This is a genomic window from Vreelandella subterranea, assembly GCF_900111305.1.
GTDB classification, from domain to species: Bacteria; Pseudomonadota; Gammaproteobacteria; order Pseudomonadales; family Halomonadaceae; genus Vreelandella; species Vreelandella subterranea.
This window is the reverse complement of sequence record NZ_FOGS01000007.1, coordinates 182,544-202,312: the sequence shown is the minus strand read 5'-3', so window position 1 is coordinate 202,312 and position 19,769 is coordinate 182,544. Positions and strand designations below refer to the sequence as shown.

At 59.2% G+C, this 19,769-nt stretch carries 21 protein-coding genes; 6 read left to right on the top strand and 15 right to left on the bottom strand.

Going from position 1 to position 19,769, the window contains the following annotated elements; translation table 11 throughout:
- The first annotated feature begins 7 nt into the window (after positions 1 to 7).
- A complete protein-coding gene (locus tag BMX75_RS11915; RefSeq protein WP_092828210.1) occupies positions 8 to 3,151 on the top strand; it encodes an efflux RND transporter permease subunit in 3,144 nt (1,047 codons plus the stop codon).
- Here the strand turns inward: BMX75_RS11915 and trpC are convergent.
- The 3 genes from trpC to BMX75_RS11900 are packed head-to-tail and all read right to left on the bottom strand — an operon-like array spanning position 3,148 to position 5,637.
- A complete protein-coding gene (gene trpC, locus BMX75_RS11910; RefSeq protein WP_092828208.1) occupies positions 3,148 to 3,951 on the bottom strand; it encodes an indole-3-glycerol phosphate synthase TrpC in 804 nt (267 codons plus the stop codon). The genes BMX75_RS11915 and trpC overlap by 4 nt on opposite strands.
- 40 nt (positions 3,952 to 3,991) lie before the next feature.
- Positions 3,992 to 5,011: an anthranilate phosphoribosyltransferase gene (gene trpD / locus BMX75_RS11905; RefSeq protein ID WP_066322133.1), complete on the bottom strand. Its 1,020-nt coding sequence runs from the start codon at positions 5,009 to 5,011 to the stop codon at positions 3,992 to 3,994.
- Positions 5,012 to 5,046: 35 nt separating this feature from the next.
- A complete protein-coding gene (locus BMX75_RS11900; RefSeq protein ID WP_092828206.1) occupies positions 5,047 to 5,637 on the bottom strand; it encodes an anthranilate synthase component II in 591 nt (196 codons plus the stop codon).
- 448 nt (positions 5,638 to 6,085) lie between these two features.
- Here BMX75_RS11900 and BMX75_RS11895 point away from each other — a divergent pair, with 448 nt between their 5' ends.
- Positions 6,086 to 6,460, top strand: a complete 375-nt coding sequence (locus BMX75_RS11895; RefSeq protein ID WP_092828204.1) for a hypothetical protein — start codon at positions 6,086 to 6,088, stop codon at positions 6,458 to 6,460.
- A 68-nt stretch (positions 6,461 to 6,528) separates the two neighbouring features.
- Here BMX75_RS11895 and BMX75_RS11890 read toward each other — a convergent pair whose 3' ends face one another.
- Positions 6,529 to 7,185, bottom strand: a complete 657-nt coding sequence (locus BMX75_RS11890; RefSeq protein ID WP_092828277.1) for an SOS response-associated peptidase — start codon at positions 7,183 to 7,185, stop codon at positions 6,529 to 6,531.
- A 132-nt stretch (positions 7,186 to 7,317) separates the two neighbouring features.
- Between BMX75_RS11890 and BMX75_RS11885 the strand changes: the two genes are divergently transcribed.
- From BMX75_RS11885 to BMX75_RS11870, 4 genes are all read left to right on the top strand, one after another.
- Positions 7,318 to 7,551, top strand: a complete 234-nt coding sequence (locus BMX75_RS11885; RefSeq protein ID WP_092828202.1) for a DUF1654 domain-containing protein — start codon at positions 7,318 to 7,320, stop codon at positions 7,549 to 7,551.
- Entirely contained in the window at positions 7,548 to 7,997 is a 450-nt protein-coding gene (locus BMX75_RS11880; protein ID WP_092828200.1) for a LexA family protein, read from the top strand. The genes BMX75_RS11885 and BMX75_RS11880 overlap by 4 nt, the downstream gene beginning before the upstream one ends.
- Positions 7,994 to 9,268, top strand: a complete 1,275-nt coding sequence (locus BMX75_RS11875) for a Y-family DNA polymerase (RefSeq protein WP_092828198.1) — start codon at positions 7,994 to 7,996, stop codon at positions 9,266 to 9,268. Before BMX75_RS11880 ends, BMX75_RS11875 begins: the two co-directional genes overlap by 4 nt.
- A gap of 242 nt (positions 9,269 to 9,510) precedes the next feature.
- A complete protein-coding gene (locus BMX75_RS11870; RefSeq protein WP_092828196.1) occupies positions 9,511 to 9,729 on the top strand; it encodes a hypothetical protein in 219 nt (72 codons plus the stop codon).
- Between the two features lie 199 nt (positions 9,730 to 9,928).
- Here BMX75_RS11870 and BMX75_RS11865 read toward each other — a convergent pair whose 3' ends face one another.
- The 11 genes from BMX75_RS11865 to BMX75_RS11815 all read right to left on the bottom strand — a co-directional run bounded on the left by BMX75_RS11865 (position 9,929) and on the right by BMX75_RS11815 (position 19,769).
- Positions 9,929 to 10,369, bottom strand: a complete 441-nt coding sequence (locus BMX75_RS11865) for a hypothetical protein (RefSeq protein WP_092828194.1) — start codon at positions 10,367 to 10,369, stop codon at positions 9,929 to 9,931.
- Positions 10,327 to 11,373 carry an RNA-directed DNA polymerase gene (locus tag BMX75_RS11860; RefSeq protein WP_092828192.1) on the bottom strand — a complete coding sequence of 349 codons (1,047 nt, stop codon included), beginning with the start codon at positions 11,371 to 11,373 and terminating at the stop codon, positions 10,327 to 10,329. Before BMX75_RS11860 ends, BMX75_RS11865 begins: the two co-directional genes overlap by 43 nt.
- A 323-nt stretch (positions 11,374 to 11,696) precedes the next feature.
- Entirely contained in the window at positions 11,697 to 12,068 is a 372-nt protein-coding gene (avd, locus tag BMX75_RS11855; RefSeq protein ID WP_092828190.1) for a diversity-generating retroelement protein Avd, read from the bottom strand.
- 9 nt (positions 12,069 to 12,077) lie between these two features.
- Positions 12,078 to 13,493, bottom strand: a complete 1,416-nt coding sequence (locus tag BMX75_RS11850; protein ID WP_092828188.1) for a phage major tropism determinant — start codon at positions 13,491 to 13,493, stop codon at positions 12,078 to 12,080.
- Between the two features lie 17 nt (positions 13,494 to 13,510).
- Positions 13,511 to 16,747, bottom strand: coding sequence for a TipJ family phage tail tip protein (locus BMX75_RS11845; RefSeq protein WP_092828186.1), 3,237 nt, complete (start codon positions 16,745 to 16,747; stop codon positions 13,511 to 13,513).
- Positions 16,747 to 17,295, bottom strand: a complete 549-nt coding sequence (locus BMX75_RS11840) for a tail assembly protein (RefSeq protein WP_092828184.1) — start codon at positions 17,293 to 17,295, stop codon at positions 16,747 to 16,749. Before BMX75_RS11840 ends, BMX75_RS11845 begins: the two co-directional genes overlap by 1 nt.
- Before the next feature lie 70 nt (positions 17,296 to 17,365).
- The gene (locus BMX75_RS11835; RefSeq protein ID WP_092828182.1) at positions 17,366 to 17,692 is read right to left on the bottom strand and encodes a hypothetical protein; all 327 of its coding nucleotides are present in this window, start codon (positions 17,690 to 17,692) and stop codon (positions 17,366 to 17,368) included.
- Positions 17,693 to 17,730: 38 nt separating this feature from the next.
- Positions 17,731 to 18,450: an NlpC/P60 family protein gene (locus BMX75_RS11830; protein ID WP_092828180.1), complete on the bottom strand. Its 720-nt coding sequence runs from the start codon at positions 18,448 to 18,450 to the stop codon at positions 17,731 to 17,733.
- A 9-nt stretch (positions 18,451 to 18,459) separates the two neighbouring features.
- Entirely contained in the window at positions 18,460 to 18,714 is a 255-nt protein-coding gene (locus BMX75_RS11825) for a hypothetical protein (RefSeq protein WP_092828178.1), read from the bottom strand.
- A gap of 21 nt (positions 18,715 to 18,735) precedes the next feature.
- The gene (locus BMX75_RS11820) at positions 18,736 to 19,428 is read right to left on the bottom strand and encodes a phage minor tail protein L (protein WP_092828176.1); all 693 of its coding nucleotides are present in this window, start codon (positions 19,426 to 19,428) and stop codon (positions 18,736 to 18,738) included.
- A complete protein-coding gene (locus BMX75_RS11815; RefSeq protein WP_092828174.1) occupies positions 19,425 to 19,769 on the bottom strand; it encodes a phage tail protein in 345 nt (114 codons plus the stop codon). The genes BMX75_RS11820 and BMX75_RS11815 overlap by 4 nt, the downstream gene beginning before the upstream one ends.

Sequence of the window (19,769 nt, the reverse complement as noted above, 5' to 3'; positions counted from 1 at the left end):
CCCACGCATGTTTGCCGCCATTATCCGCCACGGTATTCTGGTCAGCGTGGTCACGCTGATTCTGTTGATTGTGGGCATCGCTGCCATCTGGCGGATCCCCGTGCAGATGATTCCCGACCTGGAAACCCGGGTGATTGGCGTCGAGACCCAGTGGGCGGGCGCCAACCCGCAGGACATCGAAAAAGATATCCTCATCGAGCAGGAAGAATACCTGCGTAACGTGCCCAACCTGCAGCGCATGGAGTCCACCGCCAGCAGTGGCAGCGCCGAAGTCGAGCTGGAATTTCCCTTTGGCGTCGACCTCACTGAAACCCTGATCCGGGTCAATAATGCCCTCAGCCAGGTGCCCGCCTACCCCAACAACGTCGACCAGCCGCGCATCGTCGCCAACTCGTTTTCGGCCAACGCCTTCATGTATTTCAATGTCGGCCCACGCGAAGGCAACCCTCGCCAGCTCGATATGCCCGCCATGCGTGATTATCTGGAAGATAACCTGCGCCCGCGCATGGAAGGCGTCAACGGGGTGTCGGAAGTCAACGTGTCCGGCGGTGCCGAACGCCAGATGCAACTGCTGCTCGACCCGGACGCCCTCGCCGCCCGCAATCTGAGTATCAGCGATATTCAAAGCGCGCTGGAAGAACGCAACCAGGATGTATCCGGCGGTAACCTGGAAAGTGGCAAGCGTCGTTATTTGCTGCGCACCGTGGGGCGCTTTGAAGACGTGCAAAGCCTTGAAGCGCTGATCCTCAGGCGCCAGGGCGATGAAATCATTCGCCTCGGTGATGTCGCTGACGTACAGCAATCCTACGCTGAACTCACGTCACGATCGTATAACGCCGCTGGGGAGCCGGTGCTCAGCGTCCAGGTCCGCCGAGAGCCAGGCGCCAACGTGATCGATATCAAGCGTGACATGCTCGAAGAAGTCGCGGCGCTGAACGAGGGCCTGCTGGCCGAACAGGGCATGCAGATCACCCTCTCCAGCGACGACGTACGCTACGTGGAGTCATCGATTGCCAATGTCTGGGTCAATCTCGGCCTGGGGGCGCTGTTCGCCACCCTGGTAATGTATGCCTTTCTACGTTCAGCGCGGGCCACCTTTGCCGGTGTTATCGGCATCCCCATCTGTACCATTGCGGCGTTTCTGGGCCTGCTACTGGCAGGACGCACCCTGAACGTGATTTCCCTGGCCGGGGTCGCCTTTGCCATCGGCATGACCATCGATAACACCATTGTGGTGCTCGAAAGCATCGAAACCCAGCGCCGCCGCGGGCTGGCACGTTTTCAGGCGGCGCTTGAGGGGGTCAAACAGGTCTGGTCGGCGGTGCTCGCCTCAACGCTGACGACCATTCTGGTATTTGTGCCGATCTTCTTCATCGAGCAGGAGGCCGGGCAACTCTACTCCGATATCGCCGTGGCCATCTCCACCTCGATCCTGGTCTCGATGATCGTCGCGATTACCGTTATTCCCACCCTGGGGGCGCATATCGATTTTCGCGGACGCGAAAATAGCGACACAACGCGCCCGCGATGGATGAGCGCCTGCCTCTGGGTGGTGGATAACATGATCCAGAGCGCCGGGCGGCGGCTGGCTGCCATCGTGCTGGGTGTCGTCGGCGGCGTGGCGATTTTTGTCTGGCTGACACCCCCGGCGGAATATCTGCCCGAGGGCGAAGAAGCCAAGACCTTTGCCAGCATGAATGCCCCCGCCAGTTACAACCTCGCTACCATGGACGAAATCGCGCAAACCCTGCAGCGTGAACTCGAACCCCATGTGGGTGCCGACCCGGCCGCCTTTGAGCGCGGCGACACCGACGTTCCACCGATCCGCACCATGGGCATTCAGGCCGAAGCGCAGAGCCTGCGTATTATTGCCGAGACCATCGCCCCTCATCATATTGAAGCGCTGATGGACGCGCTGACCGAGCGCTACGAGGCCTACCCGGATATGCGCGCCTTTGCCGCTCGCGGTTCGATCATTTCCAGCAACGATGGGGGCACGCGCAGCATCACCCTGGATATTGCGGGCAGTGACCTGGAAACGCTTTACGCTACGGCCAACCGCCTCTATGAACGCGCGGAGGCGACCTTCGACAACCCGCGCATTCAGTCGCGCCCCTCGGCGCTCGACCTCGGCCAGCCGCTGATCGAAATCCACCCTGACTGGGCACGCGCCGCAGAGCTAGGCTTTGACACAGGCGCGCTGGGTACCGCGATTGCCGTGCTGACCAACGGCGCCTATCTGGATGATTTCTATCTAGACGATGAGAAAATCGACCTTTACGGCTATGGTCCCGACGCCGGTGACATTGAACTCGACCAACTGGCCAGCCTGCCGCTTCATACCCCGACCGGCTTCAACGTGCCGCTCAGTGACGTAGCCACTATTGAAGAAACCGTGGGCACCGCCACCATCCGTCGGGTCGATGGCCGACGTAACGTGACCCTGGACGTGATCCCACCGCGCAGCGTGGCGCTCGAAGCGGGCATTGAACGGATGCAGCGCGAGGTGATCGCGCCAATGCGCGACGCAGGGGAGCTGCCGAACGATATTGACGTGACGGTAACAGGTGCCGGAGATCAACTGGACGCCACCCGCCAGGCGCTAACCGGTAATGGCCTGATCGCGCTGGCGATTGTCTATCTGTTGCTGGTGGCGATTTTCAGCCACTGGGGCTACCCGCTGCTGATTCTGGCGACCATCCCCCTCGGCGCGGCCGGTGGCATCGTCGGACTATGGCTGATGAATACCGTGGGCGCGGTGCTGCCCCGCGTTGGTCTGAATGCCATCAGCCAGCCGTTTGACATGATCACCATGCTGGGCTTCCTGATACTGATGGGCACCGTGGTCAACAATCCGATACTGGTCGTCCATCAGGCACGCACCAACCTGCGCGAGACGTCCATGGGCGTGCGCGATGCCGTCTTCAATGCGGTGGAAAGCCGTTTGCGACCCATTGCCATGACCACGCTCACCACCCTGTGCGGGCTCTCGCCACTGGTCTTTTTACCCGGCGAAGGCACCGAGCTTTACCGCGGTGTCGGTGCCATTGTGCTGTTCGGGCTGCTCGGCACGGCCATCGTCACCGTGACCTTCCTGCCCGCGCTGACCGTGGCGGTGCTGAGCTGGCGGACGAAGCCTCGGCAGGGCTAGAAAAACAGCCGACTGAGGGCGTCACCTGGGTCGGCTTCACGCATGAAGACCTCACCTACCAGAAAGCCGTTAATTTCGTGATCACGCATCAACTCCACGTCGTCCCGGGTATGGATGCCCGATTCGGTGATCACCGTAACCCCCTGTGGAATACCCGGCAGCAGTTCCAGCGTGGTGTTCAAACTGGTCTCGAAGGTATGCAGGTTGCGGTTGTTAATACCAATCAGCTTGAGATCCAACGCCATGGAACGCGTCAGTTCCTCGGCATCGTGGACTTCTACCAACACGTCCATCCCCAGAGCGACGGCTTGCTGGTTCAGATCGCGTAGCTGGGCGTCGTCGAGGGCGGCCACAATCAATAGAATACAGTCCGCGCCGATGGCGCGCGCCTCGGAAACCTGGTAGCCGTGGGTAATGAAATCCTTGCGAATCACCGGCAGCGAACAGGCATCCCGCGCGGCAATCAAATAATCTTCGTGGCCCTGGAAAAAATCGGCATCGGTGAGAACCGATAGGCACGCTGCACCGCTCTGGGCGTAGCTTTTGGCGATATCCGACGGATGAAACGCCTCACGAATCACCCCTCTGGAAGGCGAGGCTTTTTTGATTTCAGCGATGATGGCCGGGTCGCCAGCGGCAATGCGTCGGTCAAGCGCATCGATAAAGCCCCGGGGGGCGCTCTGCTTTTCAGCCAGCGCCAGCAGGTCGGCTTCCGAGACGGCCTGGCGGCGCTCGGTCACTTCCTGGTCCTTGCGGTCCAGAATGCGCGTTAAAATAGTCGGCGTTGCCTGTTGAGTCATGAGGGTCTCTTCTTGTTTAAAACTTACCTTGTTTAAGGGCCTACTGCTTAAAAACGCTGGTGAAGTGGGACAATTCTTTAAGCTTTTCAAGCGGTAACTTGGAGGCCTGGGCATCCTGGGCCAACATCACGCCTTCTTTCAAGCTATCCGCCACGCCCGCGCAATACAGCGCCGCGCCAGCATTCAACGCGACCATGTCCGCCGCCGCATCCTCACCACTCAGTGCCGCTTTTACCAGCCGCAAGCTATCTTCCGCGCTGGTGGCCTTGAGGGTGGCCAGGCTCTGACGCTCGATGCCGAAGTCCTCGGGATTAATGGTGTACTGGGTAATCTCGCCGTCTTTTAGCTCCGCCACCTGGGTCGGGGCGGCCAGCGAAATTTCATCCAGGCCGTCTTCGGAATGCACCACCAGCACGTGGCGGCTGCCGAGTTTCTTAAGCACTTCTGCCATCAGCGGCACCAACGACGGCGCATAGACACCCAGCACTTGATTGGGCGCGCTGGCCGGGTTGGTCAACGGTCCGAGGATATTAAACAGCGTACGTACGCCCATTTCACGGCGCGGGCCGATGGCATGGCGCATCGCCGGGTGGTGATTGGGGGCAAACATGAACCCGACCCCCACTTGCTCGATACAGCGGGCAACCTGCTCAGGCTTTAGGTCGAGGTAAATGTCCGCCACGTCGAAGAGATCGGCACTGCCAGACGACGATGACACGCTGCGGTTGCCGTGCTTGGCCACATGAGCGCCAGCGGCAGCAGCGACAAAGCTGGCGGCGGTAGACACGTTGAACAGGTTGGCGCCATCACCGCCGGTGCCGACGATATCCACGATGTTGTCGACATCCAGTTCAACCCGCTTCATCAGGTCCCGCATCACCTGGGCGGCAGCACTGATTTCGACAGCGCTCTCGCCTTTCATGGCGAGCCCCACCAGCAGACCGCCAATCTGGGCATCGGACGCTTCACCGGTCATGATCTGGCGCATCAGCGCGTGCATGGCATCGAAAGAGAGGTCTTCGCGGCGCATCACCGCGTTAATTGCGTCTCGCATTTGCATGAACAGGAAAGCCCCTAAAGCTGTATTACCGGCGATCAGCCGCGTTGTAAAAAGTTGGCCAGTAGCGCATGACCTTGACGGGTAAGGATGGATTCTGGATGAAACTGGACGCCTTCAACATCGAGCTCCCGGTGGCGCAGGCCCATGATAACGCCTGGCGTCACGTCGTCATCCGCGGTCAAGGCGGTTATCTCCAGGCAGTCGGGCAGATGTTGTTTGTCCACCACCAGCGAATGATAACGGGTCACTTCCAGCGGATTTTCCAGACCGGCAAACACCCCTTGGTTATCATGCTCCACCGCTGAGGTCTTGCCATGCATGACCTCAGGGGCGCGCACCACATGGCCGCCATAGACCTGGCCAATGGCCTGATGCCCCAGACACACCCCCAATACCGGCAGTGTGCCAGCAAAATGTTCAATGGCCGACAGGGAAATCCCCGCCTCGTTGGGCGTACAGGGGCCTGGTGAGATGACCAGATGCGTTGGAGCGAGTGCCGCCATCTGCTCGATGGTGATCTCGTCATTACGGTAGGTCACGACATCAGCGCCCAGCTCGACCAGGTACTGGACGATGTTAAACGTGAAGCTGTCATAATTGTCCAGCATAAGTACTTTTTGAGCCATAACTTATTGAAACCTCAGTAACTATAATCGCAATGACTCATTTGTTACCCAGCTCCTTACCCAGGTCGACTGTCACTTGCCACACACTGCATTGCATAACTTGATTGTAACGCCGAGATGATTCTGAAGCTATGGCAATGAGGATCAACGGTATCTGGTGGTTAGAGGCTGACACTAGGCGGGAGCACCGTTTATCAAATGCGCTGGAGAGGGGGTCAAATGCTCCGGTTTTCAAGACCTATACATTAACCAAGCGGTTCGCATAGATCGCTGAGTTTAAATGATAATCACGCTGGGTGCTGTGTGTACCAAATGACCAATATTCTCAACTGCAGGCAGTTATACACATTCCAGCGCAGCCATGTGGCACAATCTGGACACACCTTCACTTACTTCAATTTCGTAACTAATGGTATGCTGACTCGGTTGCCTTATCAGATGAGCATTTATGGCTGATATATTGAGTTGGACAAGCCTAGCAATGACTGGAGCAGGCCTTTTTGTTGGCCATATTCTGGGTAGAAAGCAGGAAAAGGATAACCGCAATTACCATGCATTAGTTCCCATCAAAGAGAAGCTATATGCAGCCCTTGATAATAAAAGAGACTACGTAGGCTGGCAGGCACCCACCGAAGAAGACATACACCGAGCCATAGCAAGGCTGAGCAAAAAAAAGGCGCTCAAACTATCCCCCTTATTTTCTGAATATATCGATGCTCAAACTTTTTGCTTGAGAACCAGCGAATATGGAGAGCCCGACTTCACAGTCGAGCAGATGAGCAGGTATCGCCAGGCGGCAGATGACCTACTGAAAAACCTATAGTGCTGTTATCCAGTCTATGGAATAGCAGGTTTGAACCTTGGTATCACTTTAGAACCAGATCATGCATATTAGACCGGATTAATCAGCTCCTCCCCCTGCCCTTCGCTCGGATTATTCACTGCGGTACTCACCGCCCAGTGCTTGATCAGATCCGCATCGATATGCCCCACCAGGCGGCGTATGGTTTCCCGATCGGTGATGTCAGGTGCCAACCAATGCGTCAGGCTGTCATCATCAAGTATCAGCGGCATCCGGTCGTGCACGTCAGCGGCACTGCCCCTGGCCGGTTCTGTGAGAACCGCGCAGCCCAGGCTTCCGTCGTCACGCTCGGCGAAGATGCCGGCGAAGAAAAGCGGCTCTCGATCGGCTCGACAGATGAAATGCGGTTGCTTCGGTGACGTGTTCTTGACCCACTCATACCAGCCGTCCGCGGGGATCAGGCAGCGGTGCCGAGCAAATGCACCTTTGAAATAGCCATTGGTGGCCACTGTTTCGACCCGGGCGTTGATGGGCTGGTTGCCCGAGCCCTTGGCCCACCTCGGGCGATAGCCCCACCACATCGTATCGAATAGCGGCGCTGAGTCGTCTTCCTCCTGACGTACCGCCGTTATCCATGTACCAGGAGCCACGTTATAGCGCGGCCCTGATGCGTGTTCAGGCACAGTCGCGCCGACCTTATTGGCCAGCTTGGGTATCGGGCTGAAAAAAGCGAATCGTCCACACATGATCTGAAAGATAGCTGATAACCGGGACGGTGGAACAGCCACTTAGCGATCCTCGCTTGCAGTCAACGTTATTCATCGCTTATCGTTCGCCTCAAATACTGTACATATCAACAGTTATTTAAGGAGGCACTCATGTCTGAGAAAACCTATCAGCAGCTTGGCCAGCGCGTGCAGCGTGTCATCGGTAGCCCCAAGGCGCAGTCTGAGCACTGTGCCGAGATCCAACGCCAGGAGGACGAAAGCGCCGAGGATTGGGCACGAATGCTGGATGAGCTGGGTACCGTTGAGAACGTGACCATGATTCCACTCGACGATTCAGGCGAGCATGTGCGCCTTCGCTGGAATCCTGAGGAGTCCATGTCATGAGCTTTGAACTCTCTGTGATGGGGCGTGTTGACCTCACCGCCCCGCCGTTGAAGCTGCCGCTTGCCGCGGGTGAGGTTCGCACCGGCTTTCCTTCCCCTGCCGATGACTACCTGGAAGCGGAACTAGATCTTGTCGAGCATCTGGTGCAGCACCCAAGCGCGACGTATTTCCTGCGCGGCAAAGGCACATCAATGGAAGGCGTCGGGATCTACGATGGTGACCTGCTGATTGTCGATCGTTCAATCGAGCCGAAGAACGGGCATATTGTGATCATGAGTGTCGACGGTGAGCTCACGTGCAAGAAACTCGGCACGATCGGTAACCGGCCCTACCTGATTGCCGCAAACCCTGAGTTCCGGCCAATGCCACTTGAGGGCCGAGAGTGCCAGGTGTGGGGTGTCGTCACCCACAACATCCACTCGCTGGCCCCTGGGTTCGCCGTATGATCGCCCTGGTCGACTGCAACAACTTCTACGTCAGCTGCGAGCGGGTGTTTGATCCGCGTCTGGAAGGCAAACCGGTTGGGGTGATGTCGAACAATGACGGCTGCGTAGTGGCCCGGTCGGCTGAGATCAAAGCGTTGGGCGTGGCCATGGGCGCACCGGCGCATCAGATCGACCCTCACATTCGCCGCCAGTGTGTTTTGCTGTCCAGCAACTACGCGCTGTATGGCGACATGAGCCGCCGCGTGACAGACGTGCTCGGTCAGCACACCCCGCACGTGGACGTCTATTCGATCGATGAATCCTTCCTATCGTTTGAAGGGTTCGAGCCGGTCACGCTCGAGGAACGTTGCCAGGCAATGCGCCATCAGGTGAGGCGTGATACCGGCATCCCGGTTAGCGTCGGCCTGAGTACAAGCAAGACGCTGGCGAAGATCGCGAACCACCGAGCTAAGAAGGAAGCCCACTTCAATGGCGTAGCCATCATGCAGCCGGATAGCGACGATACCCGGGCGTTCCTCGAGCGGCTGCCGGTGACAGAAATCTGGGGCGTTGCGGGCCGAAGCGCGGCGCGACTGCACACGCTCGGCATCGAGACGGCCTGGCAGCTGCGGGTAGCTTCACCCAAGCACCTGCGCAAACACTTTTCTGTGGTGATGGAACGGATCGTCTGGGAGTTGCGTGGCGTCGACTGCATCCCGCTTGACGACATGACGCAGCCCAAGCAGCAGATCATGGTCAGTCGCTCATTTGGGCGACTCACCCAGAACAAAACCGATCTGCAAGAAGCTGTGCGCGTGCATGCCTCGCGCGCCGGTGAGAAGCTGAGGAAACAAAGGGGGCTCGCTCAGGCTCTGATGGTATTCGTGCGGACGAATCGCTTTCGTGATGACCTGCCGAGTTACAGCAAAAGCCTGGTTATACCGCTGCCCCACCCCACTAACGACAGTCGCGACCTGATCAAAGCTGCGACCGCAGGTTTGGAGCGGATTTTCAAAGCGGGAATCTGGTACCAAAAGTGTGGCGTAATGCTCATGGACCTGTGCGACCATGATAACGAGCAGTTGGGGTTGCTTGCTGAGCCGCAGAGCGATGAAAAGCGTGAAAGGAATAAAAAGCTGATGGCTGCAATGGATAAGCTGAACCGAGAACACGGTAAAAACACCGTGAGGCTCGGCATGGCGAGGCAAGGAAATGCATGGGAGTTGCGTTGCCAGCACCGCACCCCGCGCTATACAACGCGCTGGGATGAGCTGGCGGTGGTCAACACATAAGGGTGGCCGTCCCTGGCCGTCCTGACTCCCTTCAAAGTCTTGCTTTCTTCCCTGACGTGACGCATCCGACATGCTTATAGCGGCGTTCCTGGCGCCACACTTTCATCGTAGCGCGTTGATAGCGTTGCGGATGTAGGAGATCACCGCCACGCGTTGTAAGAAATATCTTACAGCTTTTCTCTATCAGCCCTTGATTGTTACAGGACGTAAGCTAGGTTTACTTCTTAAACAGGAGTCAACCGATGGACATCGAATCTCTTAGAATCAAGACGCTCAACACCCTAAAGCCCGTTTACTGGCTTCCAGGTTTCGCTGCTGGCTGGGTGTTTTTTGGCTATTGGATGAGCTTGGTCGGAAACCCACACGTCGCAGAGACGTTTGTTGGTTTTGTTATTGGTGTCTGTATCTTCTCGGGTATCACCTGGAAGCTATACAAGGCAGTCAATAAGCTGCCCTCTTAAGCCACAGGTGACCACGCTACCGCAACGCGTCCTTGTCGTTGTGATACAGCCAGTAGATAAACCCGGCGATGCCGACAACGGCGATGATTACCGCGCCTGCTAATAGAACAAATAGCGTCGACATAGAGCCTCCTGAATTTTGGGCACAAAAAAAACCGCTATCAGCGGCGGCGGGGTTTCCTGCGGTGCTGGCCAGGGGCTAACGCTGGCTCGCATTCCTGAACAGCTCGTCTATCTGCTCAGCGGCAAGCCCCAAGTCAGCGCCCAGCTGGTTAAGCTCAGGGCTACTGCGCTCAAACTCGGTTGCGTCATCCCAAAATATCTGCACCATTCCGCGCTGAGTATCGTCGCTGATCGCGTCAATGGTGGGCTGAACGCTCGACAGTAGACCATCGGCGAGCAGTTGTTGCTTGCCCTGGCGGCGCGATACAACGGCGCTCTCCCGCCAGTCCTGCAGCTGCTCGGGTGTCATCGGTATCTCGGGGTAGCCGTCAAACTCGGCAAGGGTGTTGCCTTCTGCCAGCCAGTCCTCAACATCGGCATACAGCTCATTTGAAGCGGGCACGATCGCGCCTTTCTTGACTCGCCCGTAATCCTCTAAACAGACGGCGCGGCCTGCAGTTTGGTCTTTGCTGAACATGGTGCCTCCTGGGCAAGTGCGTGATGTTGTCGTGCGAGGGATTTAACCAGGTTGTGAGAATCAGCCCACTTGGCATGACCGAGCCAGGCAGCGAGGAAGAAGCGCAGCGCTTCGTGGTCGCCTGCCAGCGTATGGGCTTTGATCTTGCGCTTAGCGCGGCGCACGCTGTCGCGGCGTAGCAGCTTGTGCGTTGGGAATATCCGGTATCCAAGGAAATTGACGCCTGCGCTCACCGGCCCGACTGACCACTTGCTGAACGTCAGGCCGAGTGCATGGCGGCAGAACATTTCTAACCATCCGCGTAAGGCGTGCAGGTAGCTTCGGGAATGGCCCATGATGACTATATCGTCCATATATCTGACGAAGCGGCTTTCGCCCATGGTCTGCGCCAGGAACCTATCTACTTCAGTGCCGTATACATTGGCCCATAGCTGACTTGTCAGGTTGCCGATGGGCAGCCCTATGCCGGTGCGGGGCGTGAATTGCTCGATCAGCCAAGCCGTGTGGCGGCAGCTGATTTTGGCGTCAATCCGCCGCCACAAAACGGCCAGATCGACGCTGTAGAAATACTTGCTGAAATCGGTCTTGAGCGCGTAGACGGCTTCACCCTTGCGCTTGAGCTTTCGCATCATGGCCTGGGTGTGTATCGCGCCGCTGTGCATGCCTCTGCCCTTCCGGCATGCGTAGGCCTGGGGCAGCATGCCTGCCTCAAATATTGGCCCGATGACGGCGCACAGGGCGTGCTGCACGACGCGGTCTTGAAACGGGGCGGCGGTGATGGGCCGCGGCTTAGGCTCGAACACCCAGAACTCGCGAGGCTTGCCGGGTTTATAGGTCTGATCGAGGATGTCTCGGCGAAGCTTGGCCAGCCAGGCCGCTTCGTATTCTTTAAAATTGAGATAGCCTGCCGAGTTGCGTCGCCCTCGGGCGGCACGGTGGTAGGCGTTGCGTAGATTTTCCGGGTCTGCAATCCGCTCGATTAAATTGCGGTACCGCTTTGCCAATGGTGTCCCTTAATCGGCGTCCTGCCGATGATTGAGTGATGCCGCGCGCAGGTCTCGATGTTTCACTACGCCCTGTTTCGCGGACCTGGTTGTGTATTTCCCGAAGGAGGTGCGCACTCGGCTGACCACAAATAGGTCGCCCTAGGTGGCCGTAGCCTGCCCAGCGGTGGGTATTGCTTGTCGTCACTGACGGCCCGCGAACCGATGTTGCTGTTGGAGTTGTCCGGCGCGTTGTTCCAGTTCGACGCTCGAGAGCCAGCGTTCGAGCCGTTGTTCCAGTTCGCGCCGAATAGCGGGGCGGCTTATCCGAGTGTTCACCCATGTCAGCGAGCGGTCTTTTTCTTGATCCACTCGCCAAGCATTTTGCCCACCTCAGCCAACAGCACCTCCGCATGGGTCTGTTGGTGGTGGCTAATAATTCGCCGGTCTTTATGCGCCGCGAAACGCAGCAGCCAGCGCAGCTCGGCTAATGCCGCATCGGCGACATATAACCGGCTGACCTGGCCGCTCTTGGCGGCAGCATATAGAAGGCCTGGCACCGCCAGGACAGCATCGAGCAGCTTGTCTCGATACCTACCATGGCGCTTGGGTGACTGCTGCACCCGTTGGTAAATATATCCAGCCGCTTCATCGTAACGATCAATGATGGCTAGCGACTGACGTGCATCAAAATGGCGCTCTGCCTTTGAACTCATAACGCTACGCTATCGCTCCGCTTGCAGGTTCAAGTGGTCACTGACGGCCCGCGAACCGACGCTGCTGCCGGAGTCGTCCGGCGCGCCGTTCCAGGCCGACGCCCGAGAGCCAGCGTTCGAGCCGTTGTTCCAGTTCGCGCCGAATCGCGGGGCTTTGAGATTCGAGGCATAGACGTCACCGCGCCCTTCTGCGATGTTGCTCCATCCCGAGCCGCCCGTTGCTGACGCCCCGCTAAACCATTGCCACATCACGCCAGTGATCTGTTCACAGCCGCATGCCGAGCGGTGGCCAGCCTGGTGCTGGGTAGTGCCGGGGTCGGTGCCCACCGCTTGCCGCTCGACCACGCCGTAGGCCAGCGATACCAGCTCTTCATAAATGGCATAGCGCTTACCAGCGGCGGCGTAAATATCCAGGAACTGCCACCATGACGCCGAGGGGCAGAGCGTCACACCGTCACCACCCACCGTGGCGGGCAATATGGGTCTGTCATTATCGTCAGCTATCTGCTGGCCGTTGCGGCTGTAGCCGTACAGGGTGTATTCAACATCGGTCAGATAGATGTCGGCCCACACGCTGCCACCCGGGTCAAGCACCATGGCGCGGGGGTTGGATTTTGGGCGCCAGTTGAGATCCCAGAGGGACCGCGCGGCGATGCCATCGCCCGCGTCAAAAGCATGAAAGCCGCCCACCTTGCGTGTACCAGCAGGGGCGGCACCGTCAGCGTCTACGGCCTGCAAGGAACCGTCTGCTGCGGCGTAAATCGTGTAGTCAGTGCCGTTGCTAAGCGTGGGAAGCGTGACGACGGTTCCTGCAGGTATCGCTGCCAGCGTCTGGCCAACTGATAGAGAGATTTCGCTTACCGCTTCCAGTGCGGCGCTGCCATCAACGGTCCAAGCCGGAGCGGCCCCGTTGCTTTTGTAGAACGCATTGGGGGTAACGAACGGCGCACCATTAACCGTGGGCACCTGATCAAAATCATTCGCTGCGCTGAGGCGCGCATAGCGAGCATCAGCGCTTTGCCCGGCCGCATAGGGCACTACCTCACCATCTACGATCTCGGCAATAATTCGCCAGGCGTCGTTTGCGCCATTGCGCTGACGGATGATGCCCGTACTGGGGTTTGTCCACGACATGAAGGGGTAGGGGTTTGATGGCTCTGTTTCGCTAACGCCTTCAGCTATCAGCGTGCCCGTTGCGGGATTGATAGAGCGAAGAGTGATGTCGGCATTGCCATCAAATAGCATTAGATCCCAATGCTCAGCTGACACTTCGCGCACCCAGAGCATGCCGCCTTTAACGTAGCTCGGGCGGCTGGCACCTCGGTGCTGTGTGTGTAGAGCATTACGCCAGTCGTTAAGAACAATAGCGAGCTGGGTGCCCGAGACTACATTTGGGTCCAGTGTGCCGAAATCAGATTGACTCATCGTTGGTTTCCTTTTATTTACGCGACGCGTCGGCCGTAGCCCTTTGCGAGATAATCAAAGCTGCGTTCAACGCCATTGTCGGCGTCGTCGAGAAATTCAATATCGAATCCCTCATCGCTGATGTTGGTAATGCGTTTTCGTTCACCGGGTGCCAAGCCCTGGGCATCCACGGCGAGCGATGGCCGGGCCATGAACGCCGGTTCAAACAGCACGCGTACCCCTTCCGGTGGGCACGTGAGATCCTGCCCATCGGCCACGCGGTCGGGCATATCGATCGCGAGGCGCATCCGTTCAACACGTGGCGTGATCGCCGCGGCAAAGCTTTGAAGGCGCAAGCGGAAGCGTAAAGCCCGGGCTTCGTACTCGCCGACCTTGAAGGTCTGCCACTCACTCCAGTCCGTTGGGGCGGCAGGTTGTGGGGTTTGGCTCATCGAGACTTCGAGCGTGATGCCCCACTGGGATACCTCCGACAGGTCCAGCCGCACCACTTCAGCCAGCGTTGGCCAACTGGCCATTACGCCCAGCACGTCAAAACCGTCAGCCAGCAGTTCGCCGGAGAGGCGGCAGGTGTAAACATGGCCCAGGTCGACCACTTCCGCCGCTTCGTAGTAGCCCTCGCTGGCCACACCGCTGACGCCGTGGGTCAGGTTGGGCACATCGGCCAGGGTTTCCCACTCGCTCATCGTGCCGCCGCTGGCCAGCTGCAGCGCGCCGTTGATCGCGATGGTGTCGGTGTGCGTGCCCGCCCACATGGGCGACTCATCCACGGTTTCCACCACGTTGGTACCCACCAGCTCGGCAATGGTGCTGGTTGCCCGGGTGGCGTTCAGGCTGGCCCCGCCACTGGTGTCCACCGCTTTGATCAGATACGTGCCCCGGCGAGCAGGGAGCATCAGGTTTGTCGCGCCTGCAGGCACTTGGTCGGCGACGTCTTGCGAGTTAGCCCAGGTGGCGCCAGTGGCACTGGCGTTGTAGCGCACGCGGTAGTGGCTCAGGTCCAAGTCAGGCACGGCGGGCCATTCGAGCAGCACCTGCCCGTTATTCACCGAGATGCGCAGATCCTCAACGTTGGACGGCGGCGCCAGTAGCCCCTGCACGCCGAATGTTTGGGTGCGCCACGGCGAGCGCTGCCCCACGCCGCTGACTGATCGCGCCCGAAACTGGTATTCCCCAGGCTCGGTATCGCGCACGTCAATCGTGGTGCGTGAGCTGAGACTCAGCGCCTCAAAATCGCTTTCCCCAGGCCGGAACATTTCGACTTCGTGCAGCGTGATGCGCGGGTCGCTGGCGGATGAGATCGATAGCGTGATGCCCGATTTCACCGACGGCCCCGCGCGGTACAGGTACTCCTCAACATCCATTTCGCCCGGGGGCGGTAACGGCCCAGTCGGGATCAGCGAGGTTTCCCGCTTCGGCAGAATCAGGTTTTGCTCGACGCGGGCGTATTTCGTCGGGTCGTGCTCAACGGCGCTGATCTCATAGATGCCGTCGTCGGCTTCTGATACGCCCATTACGCGGAACAGGCGCGGCTTGATGGACTCGCTGGATAGAATCCACCCGGCATTGGGCACCGGTTCGGCACTCAGCGGTGCGGCCAGGGTGACGTCATTGCCGCTAAACGAGGCCACCTCTTGCCGCTCGATCGTGCCGTTGGGCCGCATGACATCGAGGTACCAGACGCTGCCGTCGATCACGTCTGGCACTTTATCCAGCGTGACCGACGTAGGGCTGGTCGCCTTTAATCGCCCACCCATGCGAGCACCGGCGCGGTCTGGGTTAGTGTGCTCGATAATGTCACCCGGGCGAAGGTCCGCATGATCGACGCTGGCTTGATAGCTGACGGTTTCGGTTTCGGCCCGCTCGCTGTCGAGGATCCACTTGCCCATGCGGTGCGCTTGCCCGCGGGAGGTGCAGCCGAACGCGGTCACATCCGTTTGCCGCCAGCCGAACTCGCGGATGGCGTCCGCATCCTCAACCACTTCCACTTGTTGGCGATAGTTGTCTTGCGGGTCGTTCCAGGTGATCAGCGCCACGGAATGGCGGGCACGCAGCGCGGTACCGGAATACTCAAACTCGCCGTCCACCACGTTGCCGGGGTGCACCAATTTCACCGGGTCGCTAGGCTTGTCTGCCACGGCCACAGTGGCGTTAGTGCCCCAGTAGGTCATGCCCCTGAAGGCGCTGGCCAACTGGTTCAGCGCAGTCATGGCTTCTTCTTCAGAGGCCAACACGGTGTTAACGGTGAAGCGCGGCTCCATGCCGCCGTACCCGTCTGGCACTAGTTCATCGCAGTGCTGCCCGATGTCGTAAAGCGACCATTTGTCGACGTTCTCAAGCGCCGCGCCATAGCGCACATGGGTCGCCAGGTCGTAGTAGATCCACGCCGGGTTATCGGTCCACGCCAGCTGGAAGGTGCCGTCCCATAGCCCGGTGTATTCCCGGGTCTCGGGGTTGTAGTTGCTGGGCACGCGGATGATGCGCCCCTTCACGTCATACGCCCGCTTGGGTATCGAGGTGCCGAACTGGCGGGCATCGACCTCAAGCCCCACCAGCGCGCAGTCTGGGTACGTCAGCCGGGCATCCACCAGTGTGGTGTAGCTCGACCAATCCGTATCGTTGCGCGGGTTGGCCTTGTCGCTGTCCGCCGTCAAACGACGCACACGTACATCCCACGGCCCTTCGCCGCTTAAATCAACGCGGGTCTGGCGTTCGTAAGGGCTGGTGGTTTTGCCGCGAATGTTGATCCGCTTTTGCTCTGACCAGCTGCCGCCTTGCGGGCGAACGTCCACCGCCAGTGATACCGATGACCCTTTCAGATCGCCGGTCTTCGGGTCCTGATAGGTCAGCGCCTGCAAGCGAATCTTGATGCGCACCGCGTCGGCGTTGAGGTTCGAGACCGTGCGCACCAGCGGCTGGTCGCGACGCACCTGGGCGTTGACTTCGGTTTCCGATTCCACGGCGGCGAAGCCCGGAATACGCGCCTGCTCGGGGTCGCCATCGCGAGTATGGACCGTCACGCCCTGGAAGTTGAACGCGCCGGAAGCATCCTGCAGCGGGGTTTCATCCAGGTACACGCTCTGCAGACCATTGACCAGCCCGACAATCGGCCCTTCGCCCAGCATGTCGATCACCCGAGCCGTGGCCGCTGAGCGCAACGTGTTGGCCGACTCGCGCGGCGTACGCTGGCTACCGCCACCACCGCCGCCCTTGCCGCCGCCACCGCCCGCGCCGTGGATGTCATCTATGTCTCGCATCAGACCTCCTCAGCGGCCAGGCCCGCGCTGATCACAATCGAGCCGGTGCGGATTCGGCCATAGATAATCGGCACCGGGGCGCCCTGGGTGCTGGTGTTCGTTGGGCCATCGAAGAGAAACGACGGCCGCTCATCCGGGCGCTGGCGGCTGTTGTAATCCACACCCGGGGGCGATGTGGTCATTTGCACAACACCGCCAATCGCCATGCCCGCACCCGCCGCCATCAGGTAGGCGTTGCCGGTAAACGCACCGGCCGCAAAGAGCGCGACACCCGCCACCACATTGAACACGTCGCCCGCGCCCTGGACGACGGGCATGATGTGGATCTCCTGCGTTTTGCCGAGCCCCAAGGTCAGGCCCTCTTCGTCCAGGTCGTCACCGTCTTCAAGGGGGCCGCGTATGACGTGCCAGTCGCCCGCTTCAATGGCTGCGCGAAAGCCCGGCAGCTGGCAAAGCGCCCGGGCCGCTTCCGCCGGGGTTTGCACGTCAAACGAAAAACGCTCGCCGAAGCGAGCGCCAAGATGGCCGTGAAGATGCACTGTTTTCATCGCTGAACCCAAGAATCAAGGCAATAAAAAACCCAGCGCAGTGGCTGGGTTGCTGAGAATCAATACTGCGCTAGCTGAGGTAAGCGCGAGCCTCGAACGTCGTATAAGAAAAGCTTTCTACCCAATTGATTAAAAAGCGTTCGTGGCCATCCGGTATTTCGCATCGATGCTGCAGCGTGTAGTTAGACGGTTTGTGCGTAGTGCCAATCTTCCCGCATAAAGCGCTCGCCGCCACTACTCTCTCGCTGCCATCGCTCGCAACAGAGATCAATGCATACTCAACCTCGGTGGCCGTTAAATCATTGCCGGGGTGTGAGAAAAAGAGCTTGCTGAAAAACCCTTGAGAGACCGGAATCTCGCGATAAAGCTTTGAAACATTCACTGTTATTAACGCCATTCTCCACCTCTTCAGTTACGTATTAACCCACTCTACCGCTATAGAGCTTCGTGCCTTAGCCAGTGGGTAATGTGGTGTTGCCAGCGGGCCAGCGGCTCACGCCGTGAGATGCGCGAGGCATCCACGGCGTTGGTGGTTGAGGGGTGGTGCAGCCCCAGGCCGCCATCCAGCAAAACACCGCCGTGGCTGGGCACCTTGCTGCGCAGCTGGGCAAGCCAGACGTCGCCCGCTTTCGCTTCACTCGCTTCGATCACGCGGAAGCCAGCTTTCTTGAAGCCGTCTCGGTAGAGGTCTTCCCCTTTGTGCCACCACTCCCAATCACGCGGGAACTCAGGCAGGTCAATGCCCAGTTCTAGCAGGTAGTAATCGCGGATCAGTGAGTAGCAGTCGGCAATGCCATGGCGAAAGCCCCTGCCGATGAGCGGTGGCCGCTCGATACCCTCGCCCCACCAGATGGGCTCGGCGGCGGTCTCCCCATCAGTGGACACAATGCCCCACGGCACGCCGCTGCTGATCTGGCCGCGCATATCCGCCGCGCTCGGGCAGGCCGGAAAATCTGGATGGCTATGCGCGATTGCCAGCAAGCCGCGCTGCATGGCCGAGGCCATCGCCCGCTTGCCCACCCGAAACGTAAGCGTTGGCTCCGTCGAAACGTTTTTGACACGGCGGCACTCACCCGGCGTGATCAGCCATACAGCCTCATTCGGGTACGCGGCAATGGCTTCAGCGCGTAGCTGTTCATGGTATTCGTAGAACATGTGCTATCCTCAAGAGTGGCCGGGGTCAGGGAGCCCCCGAAACGGCGGCGCATCCTCGCTGTAACGAAGCTTACAGCTGCTCAGGCGCTTGCCGTCTACATCCGCCCCATCCTCTTTCTTGCTATCAATGGACGCTTGCCGGGCGGTTTCCCACTCCTTTCTGCAGTCATGGCCCCGATTCACTCCCTGCGCTGTGCGAGCAACAGCGGCGCCGAATGAATCGAAGTCTTCTCCACAGATCGGGCATACGTTTCTAAGTGCCATAAACACCTCTTGTTGCTTTGATCAGTAACGCGCCACACCAGGGAACCCGCGAAACGGCAGGTCGCCGTACTCGCCAAATCGCAAACGGCAATCACTGAGCCGCTTGCCACAGGCATCATTACCCGCCGATACGGGCGAGCCATCCCGCGACCATTCGCCCGCGCCCGCATAGGGGCAGGTCACGCCCTGGTATTGATACTGCTCGCCATCCCACCACCGGTACCGGTGCGTGCAGGTATCGCGAAGCACCTGGCGGGCCGGGATCTTGCGGCCCTCCTGGTCCATTTTTGCCGAAAGCTCGAACTGAATCCGCCGACGGTTTTGGCTCGCTTTCCGCTCGATCACGTAATGATCAACGGGAAATAACGCCTCAGGGTCGGGGTCGGTGCCATCGTCCAAATACTTGCGATACGTGCGCAGCCGACGAACAGGCGAGCCCACCAGGTCGCCGGGGGACTCCACTAGGGCGAGAAACGCCAGGTCTTTGGCGGTTACGTTGAGCGTTGGACGGGGCATCGTCCCCTTGCCGTTCCACTCGAAACCTTCCGCCTTGATGGGTAGCACCAGGTATTCATTGCCCGCCAGATACGCTGGACCACCATCCACCGGGCCAGGCACAAACCGGCGGATGATGCCCTCAACCTCAATTTCGAACAGGAACACGCGCGCGCCCTGCTCGAGCAGCTGCGACTCGCGGGCGATGATCTCGCTCATAGTGAGAAGTCCTCGACGAAGGTGGCGGTGATGCTGGCATAGCGCGCTGAGGTAGGGCGCTCACCGCTGAGTTCTTCACACACCCATTGCTTAGGGGCGTCTTCCCAAGGCGGCTGCCACATGAAAGCCTCCACGCCTTTTCGGGCCTTTAAGAAGCTGTACAGTTCGTCATACTCCGCCCGGGTGAGCATTGACCATGAGAGCGGCCACTGCTCGCTGACGCTGTTTAGGCCAGCAGGCGCGCGTTGAACATAGCCGTCTCCAAAGCTTACCTTATCCACATCGAATGCGACCGAGACCTGAGGGCCAAAGTCGGGCGGTATATCGGGAAGAAAATCCAT